Genomic DNA, 18,408 nt, shown 5'->3' with positions numbered 1-18,408 from the left:
CCTACCGCTTGCGTAGCTGCACGGGCTGCCCGTCCTCCGGGAAGGGCAGCGACGTGAAGTTCAGCGGCGCAACGTAATCGGGGTCGACCGACCAGTCGAACCGCAGCAGCAGGTGGTGCATGATCGTCTTGATCTCCGCACCTGCGAAGAACATGCCGATGCACTTGTGCACGCCTCCGCCGAACGGCTCCCACGCGTAACGGTGCACCTTGTCCTCCCGGCGGTCGTCGGCGAACCGGCCGGGGTCGAACTTCTCGGGGTCGGGCCAGTACTGCTCCATGTGGTGCGTGAAGTGCGGCGCGACCGAGGCGTACGTCCCCGCGGGGACGAACTTCCCCTGCACCTCGGTGTCCTTGACAGCGCGTCGCGCCACCACCGGAGTGGGCGAGACCAACCGCAGGCATTCCTTCATCACCAGATCGACATTGTGCAGTTCATCGAGTTGCGCAAGCGTCGGCGCATCGGTGCCGAGGGCATCGGATTCCGCACGACACTTGCCCTGCCACTCCGGATGCTGCCCGAGGTACTGCATCATCGTCGAGAGCGTGATCGTCGACGTGTCGTGTGCGGCCATCAGCAGGAAGATCATGTGGTCGATCACTTCGTCGTCGGAGAAACGCTCGCCGTCGTTCCCCTCGATGTGGCAGAGAACCGAGAACAGGTCGTCGGTCTCGGTGGCGCGGCGCGCTGGTAGGTAGCGCCGGAAGAACTGCTCGAGCATGGCTCGGCCGTCGAGGCCACGCTTCCACCGCGTTCCCGGAACTCGATAGCGCACGATCGACGTCGCGGCCTGGACGCACGCCACGAAACTGGAGTTGAGTTCGGCTATCTCGGCTTCGGTGCTGCCCTCGGCGCCGCCCATGAAGATGCTCGTTGCCACCTCCAATGTCAAAGCCTTGAGCGCCGGGTAGACCTGGACGTCGCGCCCACCCTCCCACGCGTCCAAACCGGTTGCGGTGACAGGATTCAACGCCTCGACGGATTTGGTGAGTCGGTCTCTCGTGAAGGCCTGCTGCATGATTCGTCGGTGCTTGAGATGCTCGTCGGAGTCGAGCAGCATCAACCCGCCGTGGAAGAACGGGCCGATCAGCAGCGACCAGCCGTCACCGTTCGCGAACGCCTTGTCTGCGTTCTGCAACACCTCTTGGCACGCGTCCGGACCGAGAACGGTGATCCACTTCTGCCCGGCCATCGTCAGCCACGACACCTCGCCGTATTTCTCCCACCGACTCCCGAGCAGTTTCAGCGGGTCGCGGATGTACTCGAGGGTGTGCCCCACGACGGGCATGCCGCCGTCGCCGTATACCGGTTGGAGCGTTGAATCAGCAGGTGGAGCAGCCAGAGCACGTGCCATCGTCTACCTCCGTCAATCTGACAGAGCGGCCTGTCAGATGAGATGTAGTCTGCGTCACACATGCTTCCTCTGTCAAGATCTATCCATGGCTTCCACAACGCGCCGCTACAACGGCATGAGTGCCGACGATCGCACCGCCGACCGTCGCGCGCGGTTGCTCGAAGCCGGACTCGAAGTGTTCTCGACGGCCGGTGCCCAGAACACGACCATGACCGCGATCTGCGCGGAGGCGAAGCTGACCGAGCGCTACTTCTACCAAAGCTTTTCCAGCAAAGAGGACTTGCTCGAGAAGGTGGTGGAGTCGGTATCCGACGAGATCCGGGCCGCTGCTCTGGACGCGCTGCACTCCCCGGCCCCCACCGTCGAGGAACAGGTGCGCAACGCCATCGCCGCGTTCGTCGGCGTGCTCACCGACGACCGCCGCAAGGGACGCGTCGCGATGATCGAGTCACTGGCCGTCGACTCACTGCGGGACTACCGACGACAGTCCATGCGCGCGTTCGCCCATCTGGTAGCCGAGCAATCTCGCGAGCTGTTCGGCGAACAGGCTTGGCCGCAACCACAATCCGAAATCAACGGTCTGCTGTTCATCGGCGGACTCGCCGAACTGGTCATCGCCTGGTTGAACGACGAAATCGACGTCAGCCCAGCAGATATCGTCGACGCCGCCGCACACCACCTCGTCGCGACGGCACACCGCTGAGGTGCCTTCGGCAGTGGCGTGAATAAGTGCGGCGGAGGGCACTTATTCGCACCACTGCGCCGAAGCGCACTCCTACCGGTCGAAGTGTGCCTTGGAGATCTGGCCGTGCACGCCGACCGTCTTGTCGACCACCTGCGACACGGTGAAGTTCGCGGCCGCGGAGAGGTACGCATAGGCCGTCGCCCGGTCCATGCCGAGGTCGGTCTCGAGGAAGTCGAGCGCATTGACCACGGCGCGACGCATGGCGGCGTTCAGGTCCGAACTCTGGCCGCCCACAGCACCGTCCGGGTCGGACAGGCCGATGGGAATCCACGAGTCCTCGTTCTCGGCAAAGGGATACGAGTACGCGACCGACGGGGCATCCCCGCTGCCCGCCTTGCAGACCGTGAGGCGGAACGTGCCGCGCAGGGAACCTTCCATCGCGGTCAGCGCCACCTCCCCGTCGCCCATCGCCATGTGCGGATCGCCGACGTAGAACAACGCACCCTCCGCGAACACGGGGAGGTAGAACGTCGACCCGACGCCGAGCAGGCCGACGTCGATGTTGCCGCCGCCGAGCGTCGGCGGAATCGAATTGGCATTGGGGGACGTCAGGCCTGGGTCACTGGCGAACGCGACGCCCATCATGCCCATGAACGGACGCAGCGGAAAGCGCACGGCCGCATCGCCGTACCGCATCACACCCTGCCCGTCCTCGACTGCGGTGAACGTGGAGATGTTGCCGTACTGCGTGGGGTCACCCGATGCCCTGCCATCGTTTCCGATCGGCGGCATCACCTCGTCCAGGCTGATGCCTGCAGGTGCCTCGCCGGACGCAGTGACCGCCAGAGCACCTTTGCCGTGCCGGCTCGACACCACTCCGTACGGAACGCGTGGAATCGCCTCGAGCGTCTCGATCTTGAGTACATCGCCGCGCTGCGCACCTTCGACGAACACCGGGCCCGTCACCACGTGCGGGCCGTCGACGTCGAAATTGCGCACCGTGCGGTCGTACCCGCCGGCGATGTCGATGGCGTCCTGCAGCACGTCGGACTCCGATACGCCCTTGCCGCCGAAGAATTCGACGGGATCGCGGCCCTGGTCTTCGAGAATTCCCTCATGGCTGAGCGCGTCGATGGTCACCGTCTCACCGGACTTCATCTGCAGCACCGACTCGGACTCGACCGTCGGGACGTAGCCCCACAGGACCTTGTCGACTTCGGAACTCAGGTAGTGGTCGCCGGAGATGTCGCCTGATCCGGGCTGAAGAATGCCGACCGGTGCCGGGGCCGACGAACTCACGGCGGCGGTGGTCGACGACGACGTCGAACACGCTGCCGTTCCGGCGATTCCGACGCCGGCGCCCAGGGCCGCCACCGCTTGGATGAAACCACGCCGACCGATTCCCTTGGTGATCGTCTCGGCCGCGTGCTCCGCCATCGACTGCGCCATGATGCCTCCTGAATTGTCCGAATCTCGAACGTAGACCGGAGGTGTTTCTCGGCAGTTACGAACACGCGTCGGACGAAGTGCTCAGCACCTCAACTGGGATGACTCCCGCCGTCGACGACGAACGCGAGAATAGGCGCTCCCCACTCACATCGGTAGATTCACCACTATGCCGACTGCCTCCACACCCGACGGATTCACCTTCGAGCGATTCGACGTCACCGACGCCGGATCCATCGCCACGGTCTTCGCGGCCAAGGAACACCGAGCCGGGCTGTACGTTCTGCACTTCACCGACGGCTCGGCCTACGTGGGCTACGCAGATTCGGTGGCCGCGCGGTTCGCCGCGGACCTCGACGCGTGGACCGACATCGAGGCACTCGACTTCACCGCAGGCATCGCAGACCAGCTCGAGCAGTTGCAGGATCTCGTGTCGCGCCTGACCCGCCTACGAGAGCGCCCCTCGGAGCCCGGTGAAATCGGCGAGGCACCGAGCGCGAAATCCGCACTGCCGAAGGAAAGAGCCAAGCGGGCGACATTGCTCGACGCGGCCGTCGGCAAGGCGCGCAGGCAGTTCTGGGAACTGTCCGACCACATCGCGTACCCCGCCATTCGCAGCATCGTGGCCGACTACATCAACTCCTCGATCCCCGACCCGGCGAACACCGAGAAGTACCTGTGGCAGATCGCTGCCCTGTCCGACGATCTCGCCGAGACCGGTCCGCGACGCTTGGTGACGCTGACGTGCGGCGGCTTCGAGACGCTCCGCGTCGACGAGATCGTGCACGACGACGACACGATCGAACTGGACCTGCGCATCAACACCAACGTTCCGCGCGACCGCACCGACGAGCAGCTCGAGGTCTCCAACGAGACGGTCAGCGCAGGACGCGGTCCGCACCGGGACGAACGCGTGTGGTCGTGGTCGATCGACCTCGGCGCGCTGCTGGAAGAAGATGTGGACGTCGACCTCGGCATCGACGACGACACGTTCGACGACCTCGCCTACGGCCTCAACTCCAGGTTGATGCGATCCGGAAACTCAACGGGCGCAGCGTCACACAACCATGACCTCGCGGCCGACCTGCTCGCCGAGGCATACCGGCAGCTGTTCGAGACCGAGTGACCGGTCAGCTCTGGTACGTCTCCTACGGGTCGAATCTGCTGCGCGAGAGGTTCTACACCTACCTGACGGGATCCGACGAAAGCTCTGAATTCGGTGCGCACCCACCGGCACCCTCGACAGCGTTGCCTGCCGCGGAAAGATGGCTGTGGATCGACTATCCGCTGTACTTCGCCGGAGTCTCGCGGCGGTGGACCGGAGCATCTGCGTTCGTCTCGACGACGGTAGATACCGCGAATCGGTCTGTAGCGCATGGCTATCTACTCGACCGCGTCCAGTTTGCTCACCTGGCCGCGGTCGAGAACGTCGTCGCATCCATCGATGCCGGGGCGACGGAGACACTGGCCGTCGGACAGTGGTCGCAACTGGCAGTGGATCGCAAGGACGAGAGCTTCCGTGGGAAATACGATGCACTGCTTCGACTTCCGGACATCGATGGACGGCCCGCGTTCACGCTGACCAGTTCGATCGTCCGAGAGCCCGGCGAACCGTCGAGCAGATATCTTTCGACGATCCGGCGCGGATTACTCTCCGCCCCGGACGATCTCGATGTGGACGCCTACCTGCAAGCTGCGGTCGAACGATCCACGGAGATCACTTCAGTGCATCGAGGTTCGTCTTCAGCAGCAGCACGTTGTAGTCCGACCACCGAGAAGCAGTGAAATACAGGTCTTTACCGCTCGACATCGGGTGAATGAACGGCGCGTAGATACCGCCGGCCGTCTGAATGGCGTCCAGGATCGTCTTCGGAGCGCTCCACGGACCCTCGGGATTGTCGGCAGTGCGAGCGACCAGGGTTCGGGAGTTCTCGTCCCCGTACATCATCACGTAGCGGCCGAGGTAATCGTTCCAGGCAACCGACATCTCGCTGACCGGGCCCTTGACGATGGCAACGGTGTCGCCGATGTTCTTGGACCACTGCTTCGTCGGATCCGGATCCTGCGTCGAGTACTCGTACGCGTCGAGATTCTCGATGTCGTTCGGTGCCACCCGTGAGACGAAGGCGTCGCCGAATCGTCCGTTGGGAGTGCCGAACTGGTACAGGTACTCACCGTCGCGACCCAGCACGTAGGCACTCTGCTGGAACTTGCCCTGGCTTTCGTGGACGTTGGTGAAGCCCGGAATCGTGACGCCCTTGTTGACGCGAATGGTCCTCGGGTCTGTCGTCCAATTCTGGCCGTTGTCGGTCGATTTCGCCGTCGCAGAGTAGTTCGTGACCCAGCGCCCGGGAGGGCCCCAACTCTGCACGGACATGTAGTTGATGTACTGAGTCCCGCCGATGGCGATGGCCGCGGTCGGGATGGTCGTGTCTTCGACGCTCGGTAGCTTTGCGCTCGAGATGATCTCGGCGGCGTAGTTCGGACTGCCGGCGCGCACGACGGCACCGGAAGTGTTGTCCGCCGGGTCGGCGGGACCGATCTGTATACCCTGCGCCAGGTTCGTCGACGCCTTGTCCGACCGGAAGAGCGCGTTACTGCGCCACTGGGCATTGCCGGAGGAGCAGTCTCCGAACGTGTCGCCGAAGGCCATCAGGATCTGGCCGGCCCCGTTGTCCCAGGTGATCCCGAGGTCGGTGCCGGACATCGCGAGATCGTTGTACGTGTCGTTCACACTCTGCGGACCGGTGACCCAGGCGATGCTCTGCGTGTTCCCGATGATCCGAGGAAGCGGCCCCTGAGGGCCCTGCGGGTTCTTGCCCGACATCCCGGCGCTGCCCGACGACCCGAACAGCGGCGACGAGCCCGGCCCACCGAGGCCGCCACAGGGCTCAGCGGAGACGGTCGGCGCGGTCAGAGCACTGAGCCCGCTCACTGCCAGCGCCAGGACAGCCCCGACAGCGATCTGCCGACTACGTACACGCATGGACGAACCCACCGTTCCCCGTGTGACTCACGATACTGATGTGACTGATGGGACGAGTGTTACGCAAATCTACTGGTCGCGCAACAAATCGAGCATGTCGGTGCTTGACAAAATGCCTACGGCGAGAATGACACTCGTGTGATTAGCCGGCAATCATGCGGGCGTGCGTCGTGTCCAACACGAGAAGAGCAGCGCCCTGTACGACGACGGCAGTGCCGTGGCCCAGCGCCTGGTCAACAGTGATCCGGCCGCCGAACCGAGGCTTCCTGACAGCGATATGCGCACCGGTCGCGATGTAGAGGACATCGAGACCGGCATTGATCCACAACAGCTTGGTCAAGCTCTTCGACGTCGGGACCGAGGAATTCAGCGCCCCGGCACCGGCGATGGCCACATCGATCGCTCCCCACCCGGCGGTCTGCTGACCGAACGCCCGCCAGGCAGGCGACGACCCTCGCAACGCCAACACCGTTCCAACAAGCACACTTCCACCGCCCCACACTGTGAGACGACGGCCGAGCCGCTGGGCAACGATGGGCGCTTCGATTGCTGTCATGGACTCCAGTGTGCCGCGTTCGAGGAAGGAGCCGGTTCGTAACGCGCGGTCGGTTGCGGCCGATCCCATGGGCACTGAGTATTCGTGCTCGAAACGAACGGAGCCGCCATGCTGAAGAAGATCCTCGCCGGAGTCGCGCTGGCGATCGGCGGCGCAGTGCTCGTCGCGCCGACAGCCTCCGCCGCTCCCGACGACAACCCGTTCGGGCCCAAGGATTCGACCGCGAACTTCGTGAGCGCCTTCGACCCCGCGGCATACGGCACGGCCAGCACAAAATCGTTGATCGTCAGCCCGTTCGGTACGAGTCAGCAGATCGATTGCTGGTCGTTTCACGCCCGCGGTTCGTGCTCCCAGAACGGCCGGGTCCTGACGGAGATTCGAATCCCGGCCGGATCCTCGGAGTGGAACTACCGGATGCTCTACGTCTACAACCCGTTCGGATGAACGTCGGCCGCGCGCTCTGCGGACTGGCTCTCGTCGCGCTCACCGGTTGCGCCGCAACGGAACCCGAGCTGGGCATCGACGCCGCGGTGAACGTTGCGCCGTCGTCGTTCCCGCCCCCTCCTCCCTCCGTCGCGCCCACCGCCATCCCGACCCCGGACGAAGCGACCGCCATCTTCCGTACCGTTTTCGACTGGACGGCCGAGCGGTCCGACCGCGCCGACGCACTCGAAGGCACGGCCGAGGAGAACGCAGTGTTGTTCGACAACGGCGGGGTCATGTCGGACGTGACGTTCGACCGCGTCGACGCCGCCGCACCCGGACGGGTGGAGGCGAGCGGAACATCCATCGGGCCAGTGGTTTCGGTCGGCTTCGTCGTCTCGGAGGGCCGTTGGAAGCTCGAACGTGCGACCGCGTGCGCAGTCACTGGGGTCTGCTGATCACCACCCGAACGGATTGGAGTCGGACCCGGGCAGCCAGCTGTTGCCGGGTCCGACCCATCCTCGCGCCTTGATCATCTTCTTCGCAGCACGCTGATTGCGGCCGATCAGGCGGTCGAGGTACAGGTGACCGGCCAGATGGTCGGACTCGTGCTGCAGACACCGAGCCAGGTAGCCGTGGCCCTCGACCGACACGGCAGTGCTCTCCACATCGACACCGGTCACGCGGGCCCAGTCCGCGCGGCCGGTCGGGTACCGCTCCCCCGGTACCGACAGACACCCTTCACCGTCGTCGGGGTCAGGCATCGTCTCCGGGATCGCCGACGTCTCGAGCACTGGATTGACCACGTGCCCACGGTGGCGGACCCCGCCGTCGTTCAGGTCGTAGACGAACACAGCACGCGAGTCGCCGACTTGATTGGCGGCGAGTCCGGCACCGTGCGCCGCGGTGTTGGTCTCGAACAGATCCTCCACGAACGCGGCCAACTCGGCGTCGAACACGGTGACGGGTTCGGCGACCGTCGTCAGCCGCGGGTCACCGGCAATGAGAATGGGTCGAGTCGCCGTGCAACGAGGTTACTGTCGAAGCATGGCTCATTCTCGTCGCTCCTCCACTGCGCCACCCGCAGACAAGGTCTGCGCATCGTGCGGGCGGCGAATCGAATGGCGCAAGAAGTGGGAGAAGAACTGGGATGACATCAAGTACTGCAGCGACGCATGCCGGCGACACAAGGTGAGCATCACCGACAAGGAACTCGAAGACAAGATCCGTTCCCTGCTCGACGCCCGGTCCCGCGACTCCACGATCTGCCCCTCCGACGTCGCACGTGCCATGTCCGACGACAGTTGGCGGGAGTTGATGGAACCGGTTCGCCGCGCCGCCCGCCGGATGGTCGACGCGGGAGAAGTCGAGATCACCCAGAAAGGATCCGTCGTCGATCCGTCGACCGCGAAGGGCCCGATCCGTATTCGTTGGAAGCGTTGACCGGCGTCGCAGAAACGTGTCGGTGGGTGGGTATAGCTTTCGTGGGGTGAAGACATCGGGGGATGTGTCGGGGCTCGGGGACCAGGAATTGGTGTCCGCGCTCGCTGAGGTGTCCTCCCACGAAAACGCTCTCGCTGCAGCCAGATACGCGATGCTGGTGGAGATCGAGCGGCGTGGTCTGGCCATGAAACTCGGGCATTCGACGGTCACCCGCTGGTACGCGAGGTCGGTGCGCATCACCGACGGGTCCGCTGCGCGTCAGATGGAGCTGGGGCAGTGGCTCACCGACCGGCCGATCGTGCTCGACGCCCTCGGCGGGGGTGAGATCCATGCTGCGCACGCCTCGGCGATCGCCGACGGCTACGCCACCGTGGTGGTCGCCGACCCCACCCTCGACGAACAGCGCCGCGACGCTGTCGTCGCCGAACTGCTCGAGACCGCGATGCGCAGCACCGCCGGGCAGGTCGGCTCCCGTGCGCAGGCTCTCGCGCATTCTGCGGCAGAGGACGCGCGAGCCCGACACGAGAAGGCCGAGCAGCAACGACGCGAACGGGAACGGGAGCAGGCGGGCCGGAATGACGCGGGTGGTTCGGGTGATGCAGGTGGCTCGGGTGATGCCGGTGGTTCGGGTGGCGGTGGGCCCGAACCTGCTGGGCCGGAGCCTGTTCGGTCGGGGCCGCGGCCGGTGCCGGTGTCGGAGAACCCGGGCCTGAATCGGTTCGATGTTCACCGGTTGGCCAGTGGTCGCTTCCAGGTCGGGGGCGATGTCGACCGGCTCCTGGCGGAGAAGCTGCTCACCGTGTTGTCGACGTTGACCGCACCGCATCCGGGCCCGGGTGGGGAGCGTGACCCGCGGAGTCCGTCGAAGCGCCGGGCCGATGCGCTCGATCTGATTCTCGACCGGCACCTACGGGGCAGCCGCGGGACGGCGGGTGGGTCGCGGGCGTCGGTGCATGTGATCGTCCCGCTGCGGGAGTTGCTCAGCGACCGTGGAAAGAAGCAAACTACCGGCGCGCCAACGGGTTCGACAACAACCGATGCCGACGGCACTGCCCGAACCGGTGATGCCGGTGCCGGTGCCGGTGCCGGTGCCGGTGCCGGTGCCGATCGTGGCACCGGCCGCCGCGTCCACGAAAGTGCTGGCACCGACGACAACTCACGAACCGGTGCTGTCACCGCGGGTCCCGAAACCGATGCCGACAGCGGTCACCGAACCAGAGAGAGTGCCGCAGACGACAGTTTCCAAATCGGCGATTCGCGCGGCGATGGTGTCGGTCGTAGCGATGCCGGTGGTGATGCTCCCGGTGGTAGTGATCCCGGTGGTAGTGATCCCGGTGGTGATGCTCCCGGTGGTAGTGATCCTGGCGATAGTGATGCCGGGGACAAGTCCGTTCCCGGGCCGGGCGATGCCGAGTGGCCGTTCCACTTGCACTGGACCGGGCCGATGAGCCGTTCCCTCGCCGAGCTTCTCACCTGCGATGCCGACCTCACCCCGGTCATCGTCGACCACCACGGCGTCCCGCTCGCGCTCGGCCGCACCACCAGACTGGCCACCGACGACCAACGCATCGCCCTGACCATCCGCGACAGATGCTGCGTGATGTGCGGCCGGCCCGCGCAGTGGTGCCAAGCCCACCACGTGAAATTCTGGGAACACGGCGGCCCCACCGACCTGAACAACCTCGCCCTGGTCTGCGGAGAATGCCACCGCCTCGTCCACCGCGGCGACTGGCAACTGATCATGGGCGACGACGGACACCCCTACGCCATCCCACCCGAATCCGTTGACCCGAGCAGACAACCGCTCCCCAGCTACCACCGCCGAAAACAGCGAGCAGCCTGACAAGAGAAAACCACCCAGCACACGCACCAGAAGACCCACACCCACGTGTGGCGACTCGTCGTCGACTGCGTTGGAGGGGCTCGCTCCCACGCGAACGCCCCCTCGGCCGGCAACGCGAATGACGGCACTACTCGTTGTTCGGCGTCGACACAGTTGCGCCCTCGATCCTCGCGCCAGGACGATCGAGGCTGCGTTGCCGACCGCAGAACTCGCCGTCCGCGGCGTCCGCCCCGTGCCGCAGTGAAGTCCGAATTCCGCCCCGTGTTTGGCTGCCCTTGGGGTTGGCACATCCCCAGCGGGGCATCCGCCCCGGTATGACACTCAAGCAAGCACTGGACAGCCTCGAATCGGCATCGTTCCTCGACGGAGCCAGCAACGCCATCAACGGCGTCCTCGAGCCCGCACTCGACGACAGCACCGTCGGCAGCGCGCTCCGGGGACGGTGGATCGGTCACCCCATCCACCCGGCTCTCGTCAACGTCACCATCGGCAGCTGGACCAGCGCCGTTGCCCTCGACCTGCTGAATCACCAGTCGAGAGCGAGCAAGCTCGTCATCTCCCTCGGGCTCGTGTCCGCGCCGGCAGCCATCGCCACCGGATGGGCCGACTGGTCGACGATGAACACCCGCCAGCGACGCGTCGGGATGATCCACGCGGCCTCCAACGCGACCGGCGTCTTCCTCTTCCTCGGCTCCTACCTACGGCGCCGCAAGCAGACCGATGGCATCGCCAAGTCCCTGGCTGCGGCCGGTCTGGCAACAGCGAGCGTCGGCGGCCTCATTGGAGGCCACCTCGCCTACAGCTCGACCGAGCAGGAACCGGCTCCAGCGGGCAAGCACAGCCTTCGCCGCTGATTCAGCAGTTGTTCGGCTCCCCGATCTTCACCGCAGACAGCAGAGCATCGCCCTCTCCGACGAGCACCCCTGCTTGCGGATCCTGTGCCACGACAATCCAGTTCGAGTCGTTGACCTGCATCCGGCTCGCACCGGACGCATCGACGCTCCGGGAGTAGAAGATCCCTGCCGCCTGGATCGCGTTCTGGGCGGACTGCAGATTCATGCACACGACCGAAGGCATGGCTGCGAGGACAGGCTCCGCCGCGGGCGGCTCGGTCGCGGTGGTGTCCGGGACAACGATCCTCTCGACCGGTGTCGGTGCGGGCGTGGTCGCCTCCACGGTCACGGTCCGCACTTCGGTCCGCACTTCGGGCTCGGAAGAATCCGTTGATCCGCAGCCCGCGAGGACGATCACAGGAAGGGCGAGCACGATGACCGACTGCACGCGGGAACGACTGTTGCTCGTCATGGAGACCTTTCGACACGACCGATGGCCTGATGCAACCGGCACCATGTGAGATCGCCAGACCGGTAAGTCTGTTACCAGCCATCACCGGTAGCATTTCCGTACACCGTACGGTAAACTGCGGCGGCCCCGGACGAACCAGCGTCGGGGGCGGCGAAAGGCGACCGAAGCGCACATGACCCAGGCCCAGCCGACGACACCAGCTCAACCATCCACCGACGAACTGTCCACCATCCTCGTCCGCGGAGCACGCGAGAACAATCTCCGCGACGTGAACCTCGACCTGCCCAAGCGTTCGCTCGTCGTGTTCGCGGGCGTCTCCGGGTCGGGGAAGTCATCACTGGTCTTCGACACCATCGCTGCCGAAGCTCAACGCCAGATCAACTCCACGTTCACCGCGTTCGCGCAGACATTTCTTCCGTCCTACGGTCGCCCCGACGCCGACCTGATCGCGAACCTCTCGGCCGTCGTGATCGTCGACCAGAAGCGCCTGTTCGGTGGACCACGGTCGACGGTCGGCACCATCACCGACATCGGCGACTGGCTGCGCATGCTCTGGTCCCGCGGCGTCACCCCGACGATCGGGTTCGCGAACGCGTTCTCGTTCAACGACCCGGCCGGCATGTGCCTCGAGTGCGAGGGGCTAGGCGAGGCGAAGGTCGTGGACCTCGGCGAACTCGTGGACGAGTCGAAGTCCCTGCGCGAGGGGCCGTTCAAGCATCCGGACTTCGAGGTCGGCAAATGGCCGTATCGGGTGTTCGCCGACTCGGGCCTGTTCGATCTCGACGTCCCGATCGAGCAATACTCCGCCCGCGAGCGCCACATCTTCTTCGACGCCAAGCCCGGCGAGGTCGACGTGCTGAACCCCGACGCCGTCATGAAGAGCTACGAGGGGATCGTGTCCCGGTTCCGGCGCAGCTACCTCGCGAAGGACGCCGATGCCCTCAAGGGCAAGGCCAAGCTCGCGTTCGAGCGCATCGTCACGCGCGGCGTCTGCGAGTCCTGCGGCGGCTCCCGCTACAACGAGACCATCCGCGGTGCCACCCTCGAGGGCCTGTCTCTGCCCGACGCGTTCGCGATGCAGGTGTCCGAACTCGCCGACCGCATCGACGGATGGCAGATCAACGGCCTGGGTACGGTCACCGCCGAAATCGTCACGCAGCTGCGAAGACTCGTCGACCTCGGTCTCGGCTACCTCAGCCTGGACCGGGCGACGTCGTCGCTGTCGGGCGGTGAATCGCAGCGAATCAAGATGGTGCGGCACCTCGGAGCCACCCTCAACGACATGCTCTACGTCTTCGACGAACCGACGACAGGCCTGCATCCCCGCGACGTTCACCGCCTCGACGACATGTTGCTCGCGCTGCGCGACAAGGGCAACACCGTCCTCGTCGTCGAGCACGACCCCGAGGTCATGGCCATCGCCGACCGGATCGTCGAGATCGGCCCCGGTGCCGGAAAAGCCGGCGGCACAGTCGTGTTCGAGGGCACCTACGACGAACTCCGCAGCGCCGACACCAGGACCGGTGCCGCGTTGCGGCGCGAGGGCGTCGAATTGCGCACTCCCCGTGCCGCTTCGGGCTGGCTGAGCATCACCGGAGCGAGCACGCACAATCTCCGCGATGTCAGCGTCGACGTGCCGCTCGGGGTTCTGACCGCGGTGACCGGGGTCGCCGGTTCCGGCAAGTCGAGCCTCATCCACGGCCACCTCCGTGAGGCCGCACCGGACGCCGTCATCATCGACCAGGCACCCATCCGCGGATCGCGCCGCTCCTCCCCCGCGACCTACACCGGTCTGCTCGATCCGATCCGCGCCTACTTCGCCAAGAAGACCGGGCAACCGCCGTCGCTGTTCTCGCCCAACTCCGACGGCGCGTGCCCCGACTGCCAGGGCAGCGGCGTCATCTTCACCGATCTCGGTTTAACCGACCCGGTGACGAGCACCTGTGAGACGTGCCAGGGCAGGCGGTTCAGGTCGGGCGCGATCCGGCACACCGTCGACGGCATCAGCATCGCCGACATCTTCGAGATGTCCGTCGAGGACGCGCAGGACTTCTTCGAGGTCAGGAAGATCCGCGACATCCTCCGCCGGTGCCGGGACGTCGGGCTCGGCTACCTCTCTCTCGGCCAGAACCTGTCGTCGCTCTCCGGCGGCGAGCGTCAACGGCTCAAACTCGCCACCGAACTGGTCGGGTCGTCGCCGGTGCTGGTTCTCGACGAGCCGACGACCGGTCTGCACCCGTCGGACGTGTCGAACCTGATCGCGTTGCTGTCCGGGATGGTCGACGAGGGCAGGTCGGTGATCGTCATCGAACACAACCTCGATGTCATCGCCGCGGCCGATTGGGTCATCGACCTCGGACCCGACGGCGGACACAACGGCGGTCTGATCACCTTCACCGGAACCGTCGACGAGTTGGTGCTCTCCGACACCCACACCGGCACGTACCTGGTACGGAGCCTGGGGCGCTGACCGCGACCCGATAGTGTTGGCGCTCCAAGGGGCATCGGACACACAGGAGTTGCAGTGCAGCGTCGATCGGCACGAATGATCTCAGCCGGGTTCGCGGTCGTCGCGCTCGTCGCGGCCGGGTGTGGCAGCGCGACGACGGACTCCCCGCCGACCGCCACCTCGGCCACGGCGTCGAGCGGGGAGTTTCCGAGGACGATCGCGACGGGCTCCGATGGCGGGACCGTGACCATCGACGAGATGCCTCGTTCGATCGTCTCGCTGAGCCCGACGGCGACGGAGACCCTGTACGCCGTCGGGGCGGGTGAGCAGGTGGCGGCCGTCGACGATCAGTCGGACTATCCCGCCGACGCTCCGAATACCGGGCTCTCGGCGTTCACGCCGAGCCTCGAGGCGATCGTCGCGTACGACCCCGATCTGGTGATCACCTCCACCGACCTCGGCCTCGTCACGTCCACTCTGGCCGAGGCCGGAATTCCGACGCTGCTGGTCCCGGCCGCGACGAGCCTCGACGACGCGTACTCACAGATCGAGCAAGTGGCCGACGCGACCGGACACGACGCCGAAGGCGACGCGGTGGTCGCGCAGATGCGTGACCGGATCGATACCGCGGTCGCGAGCGTGCCTACCCGCGAAGAGCCGCTGACGTACTTCCACGAACTCGACGACACGCTCTACACGGTGACCAGTCAGAGCTTCGTCGGGCAGATCTACGGCCTGTTCGGTCTGCAGAGCATCGCCGACGGTTCCGATGCCGGCGACTACCCGCAGCTGTCCGCCGAGACTGTGATCACCGCGGACCCCGACGTGGTCTTTCTCGCCGACGCCCAATGCTGCGGCGTCACAGCCGAATCGGTCGCGGCTCGGCCGGGCTGGGGTTCGATGACCGCCGTCCGAGACGGCAGGATCTTCCCGATGGACGAGGACCTGTCGAGTCGGTGGGGGCCACGAATCGCGGACCAGGTGGAGGCCGTCGCCGCAGTGGTGCAGCAGATTCCGGCGTGAACCCAGCGACGATGGGGTAACGCGTCAGCCAGCCACGGCCGCCTTCCGCTGCACTGCAGCAGATTCCGGCGTGCACCCGGCGACGATGGGGTAAGGCGCTAATCGGCCAAGGCCGCCGTCCGATGTGGTGAGACAGGTTCCGGCGTGAACCGAGGGCCGGCCCGATAACGCGTCCATCGGCAACGGTCCCCCTCGGCAGTGCTGCCGAAGGGGACCGTTGCCGCGCACTGGCCGTGCTCTACACGACGCTGTCGCGCCGCATTGCCTCGATTTCGTCGGCGCTGCAGCCTATTTCGGTGAGCACCTCGTCGGTGTCGGCCCCGTGCTTGCGGCCGGTGTACCTGATGCGGCCGGGGCTGCCACCCATCCGCCACATGACGTTCTGCATCCGGACGGGACCGAGGTCGTCGTCCTCGACGGTCGTCACCATCTCGATGGCGTTGACCTGTGGATCGGACAACAGATCGCTCGGCTTGTAGACGGGAGCGACTGCGGCCCCTGCCTTCTCGAACTCGTCGATCACCACGTCCTTCGTCCGTTCGCCGATCCAGCCGCCGACGTACTCGTCCAACAGGTCCGCGTGGGCGGCGCGCTGACGCCCGGTGGCGAACCACGGTTCGTCGAGCACTTCGGGGTGACCCACCAGCACGAGCACGCGTTCGGCTATCGAATTGGCGCTCGTGGAGATGGCCAACCAATGCCCGTCTGCGGTCTTGTACAGGTTGCGGGGCGCATTGTTGCTGGACCGGTTCCCGGTTCGCTCCTGATCGATCCCCAGCTGGTCTGCGTAGATGACGCCCGGCCCGACCGCGGCCATGATCGGGCTCAACAGATCCAGATCGATCTGCTGCCCCTTACCGCCGTTGTTGGTGCGGTGCAGCAGAGCCATCGACACGGCCGACGAGCCCGCGATCCCGGCGAGGGAATCGGCCAATCCGAACGCCGGAAGTGTCGGCGGCCCGTCGGCTTCACCGGTCAGGTGCGCGAACCCGCTCATCGATTCGACGAGCGTGCCGAAGGCCGGCCTGGTGGCGTACGGTCCGGTCTGACCGAAGCCGGTGACGCGCAACAGGATCAGACCCGGGTTGAGCTCGGAGAGCACGTCGTATCCCAGCCCCCAGCGTTCGAGGGTCCCGGGCCGGAAGTTCTCGACCACCACGTCGGCCTCCGCGGCGAGGCGGCGAAAGAGCGCTCCGCCCTGCGCGCTTCCGAGGTCGAGGGTCATCGTCCGCTTGTTGCGACCGATCATCGTCCACCACAGTGGGTGACCGTCCTTGTCCAGACCGTGTCCGCGCATGCCATCCGGCTTGGTGGGGTGCTCGATTTTGATGACCTCGGCCCCGAAGTCGCCCAGGATCTGCGCGACGAGAGGGCCTGCCAGGATCGTCGAGATGTCGAGAACCTTGATGCCCTCCAGTGGGCCCGTCACAGGTACGGACGGTGCAGGTAGCGGCCTGCGGGAGCACCGGCGACGGCACCGTCGGCGAGTACCCGCTGACCACGGACGAACGTGTCGGTCACCTTGGCACCGAGCTCGAATCCCTCGAACGGCGTGTACTCCTGAGCCGACTCGGAATCCTCCGGTCGCACGGTCCAGGTTTGATCGGGGTCGATGAGGGCGATGTCTGCGTCCATGCCGACGGCGATGTCTCCCTTGCCCGGCAGCCCGTAACGGCGGGCCGGGTTCAGTGACGTGAGCTCGGCGATACGACGCCAGCTCAGGCCGCGCTTGCGTCCTTCGCTGACGAGACCGGGCAGCAGGTATTCCGCACCACCGAAGCCGGACTTCGCGGCGAAGATGTCGCCCCGGTCCTCGGCGAACTTCTTCTCGTCCTTGCAGCAGGCGTGATCACTGACGACCCAGTCGATGTCACCGGCGAGCAGGTGCTCCCACAGTGCTTCGACGTCGTCGCGCGGGCGCAGCGGCGGGTTGACCTTGCCGCCGAGTCCGTAGGCGGTGTCGATGTCGGCCAGCAGGTGCCCGATGGTGACCTCGCGGCGGAAGTTGACGTGCGGGAACGCCTTTGCCATCCGCATCGCCGCGGTCAACGCCTTGCGCGAGGACAGGTGGAGCAGGTTGATGTTGGGCAGCTGCGTCTCGTCGGCGAGGAACGACGCGATGGTGACGGCGAGGCCCTCGGAGTGCGGTGGCCGCGACGCACTGTATGCCGCGAGGCCCTCGAGAGTGCCGTCCTCCTCGACGATCTTGGTGTACGCGCTCATGATCTCCGCGGTCTCGCAGTGCAGCGACAGCGAGATGTGATCGGCCTTGTCGCCCATCTGCTCTCGGGCAGCCTGGATGCCGCGCATGACGAACTCGAAGTGCGCCAGGTCGTAGCGCTCGCCCTCGGGTGTCATGAGGAATTCGCTCTGATCGGTGGACCGGCCGTGCAGCCCGTGGCTGCCGTAGAACATGAAGATCTTGAACGACGTGACGCCGTGATCTGCGATGAGCGCAGGGATTTCGTCGATGTGTTCCTTCGACATCGGCGCGAGGTGGTACGCGTAGTCGACGTAGGGGCGCCCCTCGGTGGCATCGAGGACCTTGGGGAACACATCCGCGTACGAACCACCGGTGTTCATGTAGTACTGCCCGGTCCGCATGTAGGAGAGCGACGTGGTGACGCCGCCCTGGACACACGCCCGCGACTCGGTCTCGGCGTCGTCACCGAGGGAGTTGTAGATGCCCCAGTGCTGGTGTGCGTCGACGACACCGGGGAACGCGACCTTGCCGGCCGCGTCGATGACGGTATCTGCTGCCGAGGCATCGATATTCGCTTCGATGCGAGTGAACTTGCCGTCTTCGATCAGCAGGTCCAGAAACTCGCCCTCGTCGGGGGCGTCGGATCCTGGTCGAACTACGCGCGCATTGGTGATCAACAGCGTTGACATGGT

General features: G+C 65.8%; 18 protein-coding genes and 1 pseudogene. 11 read left to right on the top strand and 8 right to left on the bottom strand.

Annotated elements, in window-relative coordinates:
- Nucleotide 1: 1 nt before the first annotated feature.
- Complete coding sequence (locus tag QM615_RS15045; RefSeq protein ID WP_283347546.1) at nt 2-1,354, bottom strand: cytochrome P450; 1,353 nt, start codon at nt 1,352-1,354, stop codon at nt 2-4.
- 85 nt (nt 1,355-1,439) lie between these two features.
- Here QM615_RS15045 and QM615_RS15040 point away from each other — a divergent pair, with 85 nt between their 5' ends.
- Complete coding sequence (locus QM615_RS15040; protein ID WP_283347545.1) at nt 1,440-2,057, top strand: TetR/AcrR family transcriptional regulator; 618 nt, start codon at nt 1,440-1,442, stop codon at nt 2,055-2,057.
- A 72-nt stretch (nt 2,058-2,129) separates the two neighbouring features.
- On the opposite strand, the gene QM615_RS15035 is transcribed toward QM615_RS15040, so the two are convergent.
- A complete protein-coding gene (locus tag QM615_RS15035) occupies nt 2,130-3,488 on the bottom strand; it encodes an acetamidase/formamidase family protein (RefSeq protein WP_283347544.1) in 1,359 nt (452 codons plus the stop codon).
- 166 nt (nt 3,489-3,654) lie between these two features.
- Here QM615_RS15035 and QM615_RS15030 point away from each other — a divergent pair, with 166 nt between their 5' ends.
- Both QM615_RS15030 and QM615_RS15025 read left to right on the top strand, forming a co-directional pair.
- Nucleotides 3,655-4,611, top strand: a complete 957-nt coding sequence (locus QM615_RS15030; RefSeq protein WP_283347543.1) for a hypothetical protein — start codon at nt 3,655-3,657, stop codon at nt 4,609-4,611.
- A complete protein-coding gene (locus QM615_RS15025) occupies nt 4,608-5,270 on the top strand; it encodes a hypothetical protein (RefSeq protein ID WP_283347542.1) in 663 nt (220 codons plus the stop codon). The genes QM615_RS15030 and QM615_RS15025 overlap by 4 nt, the downstream gene beginning before the upstream one ends.
- Here the strand turns inward: QM615_RS15025 and QM615_RS15020 are convergent.
- Nucleotides 5,203-6,471 (bottom strand): glycoside hydrolase family 183 protein, encoded by a 1,269-nt coding sequence (locus QM615_RS15020; RefSeq protein WP_283347541.1) that lies wholly within the window; start codon nt 6,469-6,471, stop codon nt 5,203-5,205. The two genes, QM615_RS15025 and QM615_RS15020, sit on opposite strands and share 68 nt — an antisense overlap.
- 142 nt (nt 6,472-6,613) lie before the next feature.
- On the bottom strand, nt 6,614-7,027 hold the full coding sequence (locus tag QM615_RS15015) for a DUF6992 family protein (RefSeq protein WP_283347540.1): 414 nt from the start codon (nt 7,025-7,027) through the stop codon (nt 6,614-6,616).
- 108 nt (nt 7,028-7,135) lie between these two features.
- Between QM615_RS15015 and QM615_RS15010 the strand changes: the two genes are divergently transcribed.
- Nucleotides 7,136-7,471 (top strand): hypothetical protein, encoded by a 336-nt coding sequence (locus QM615_RS15010; protein WP_283347539.1) that lies wholly within the window; start codon nt 7,136-7,138, stop codon nt 7,469-7,471.
- Entirely contained in the window at nt 7,468-7,908 is a 441-nt protein-coding gene (locus QM615_RS15005) for an MTB12 C-terminal domain-containing protein (RefSeq protein ID WP_283347538.1), read from the top strand. The genes QM615_RS15010 and QM615_RS15005 overlap by 4 nt, the downstream gene beginning before the upstream one ends.
- Here the strand turns inward: QM615_RS15005 and QM615_RS15000 are convergent, their stop codons facing one another.
- Nucleotides 7,909-8,460 carry a peptide deformylase gene (locus tag QM615_RS15000; protein WP_283347666.1) on the bottom strand — a complete coding sequence of 184 codons (552 nt, stop codon included), beginning with the start codon at nt 8,458-8,460 and terminating at the stop codon, nt 7,909-7,911.
- Here QM615_RS15000 and QM615_RS14995 point away from each other — a divergent pair.
- The 4 genes and pseudogenes from QM615_RS14995 to QM615_RS14980 all read left to right on the top strand — a co-directional run.
- Nucleotides 8,453-8,626: pseudogene (locus QM615_RS14995) on the top strand (DUF2256 domain-containing protein); the annotation flags it as partial. The gene QM615_RS15000 and the pseudogene QM615_RS14995 sit on opposite strands and share 8 nt — an antisense overlap.
- A 21-nt stretch (nt 8,627-8,647) precedes the next feature.
- Nucleotides 8,648-8,893, top strand: coding sequence for a DUF3253 domain-containing protein (locus QM615_RS14990; protein WP_502941883.1), 246 nt, complete (start codon nt 8,648-8,650; stop codon nt 8,891-8,893).
- A gap of 46 nt (nt 8,894-8,939) precedes the next feature.
- The gene (locus tag QM615_RS14985; protein ID WP_283347537.1) at nt 8,940-10,736 is read left to right on the top strand and encodes a DUF222 domain-containing protein; all 1,797 of its coding nucleotides are present in this window, start codon (nt 8,940-8,942) and stop codon (nt 10,734-10,736) included.
- 314 nt (nt 10,737-11,050) lie between these two features.
- Nucleotides 11,051-11,590 carry a DUF2231 domain-containing protein gene (locus QM615_RS14980; RefSeq protein WP_283347536.1) on the top strand — a complete coding sequence of 180 codons (540 nt, stop codon included), beginning with the start codon at nt 11,051-11,053 and terminating at the stop codon, nt 11,588-11,590.
- Nucleotide 11,591: 1 nt separating this feature from the next.
- Here the strand turns inward: QM615_RS14980 and QM615_RS14975 are convergent, their stop codons facing one another.
- On the bottom strand, nt 11,592-12,041 hold the full coding sequence (locus QM615_RS14975) for a hypothetical protein (protein WP_283347535.1): 450 nt from the start codon (nt 12,039-12,041) through the stop codon (nt 11,592-11,594).
- A gap of 172 nt (nt 12,042-12,213) precedes the next feature.
- Here QM615_RS14975 and QM615_RS14970 point away from each other — a divergent pair, with 172 nt between their 5' ends.
- Both QM615_RS14970 and QM615_RS14965 read left to right on the top strand, forming a co-directional pair.
- Nucleotides 12,214-14,511, top strand: a complete 2,298-nt coding sequence (locus QM615_RS14970; RefSeq protein ID WP_283347534.1) for an ATP-binding cassette domain-containing protein — start codon at nt 12,214-12,216, stop codon at nt 14,509-14,511.
- Nucleotides 14,512-14,586: 75 nt separating this feature from the next.
- The gene (locus QM615_RS14965; RefSeq protein ID WP_283347664.1) at nt 14,587-15,513 is read left to right on the top strand and encodes an ABC transporter substrate-binding protein; all 927 of its coding nucleotides are present in this window, start codon (nt 14,587-14,589) and stop codon (nt 15,511-15,513) included.
- A 238-nt stretch (nt 15,514-15,751) separates the two neighbouring features.
- On the opposite strand, the gene QM615_RS14960 is transcribed toward QM615_RS14965, so the two are convergent.
- Both QM615_RS14960 and QM615_RS14955 read right to left on the bottom strand, forming a co-directional pair.
- The gene (locus QM615_RS14960) at nt 15,752-16,942 is read right to left on the bottom strand and encodes a CaiB/BaiF CoA transferase family protein (protein WP_283347533.1); all 1,191 of its coding nucleotides are present in this window, start codon (nt 16,940-16,942) and stop codon (nt 15,752-15,754) included.
- On the bottom strand, nt 16,939-18,405 hold the full coding sequence (locus QM615_RS14955; protein ID WP_283347532.1) for a dihydroorotase: 1,467 nt from the start codon (nt 18,403-18,405) through the stop codon (nt 16,939-16,941). Before QM615_RS14955 ends, QM615_RS14960 begins: the two co-directional genes overlap by 4 nt.
- Between the last annotated feature and the right edge of the window lie 3 nt (nt 18,406-18,408).

The organism is Rhodococcus sp. IEGM 1341, assembly GCF_030056895.1.
Taxonomy (GTDB): Bacteria; Actinomycetota; Actinomycetes; order Mycobacteriales; family Mycobacteriaceae; genus Rhodococcoides.
This window is presented reverse-complemented; position numbering and strand designations above follow the sequence as displayed.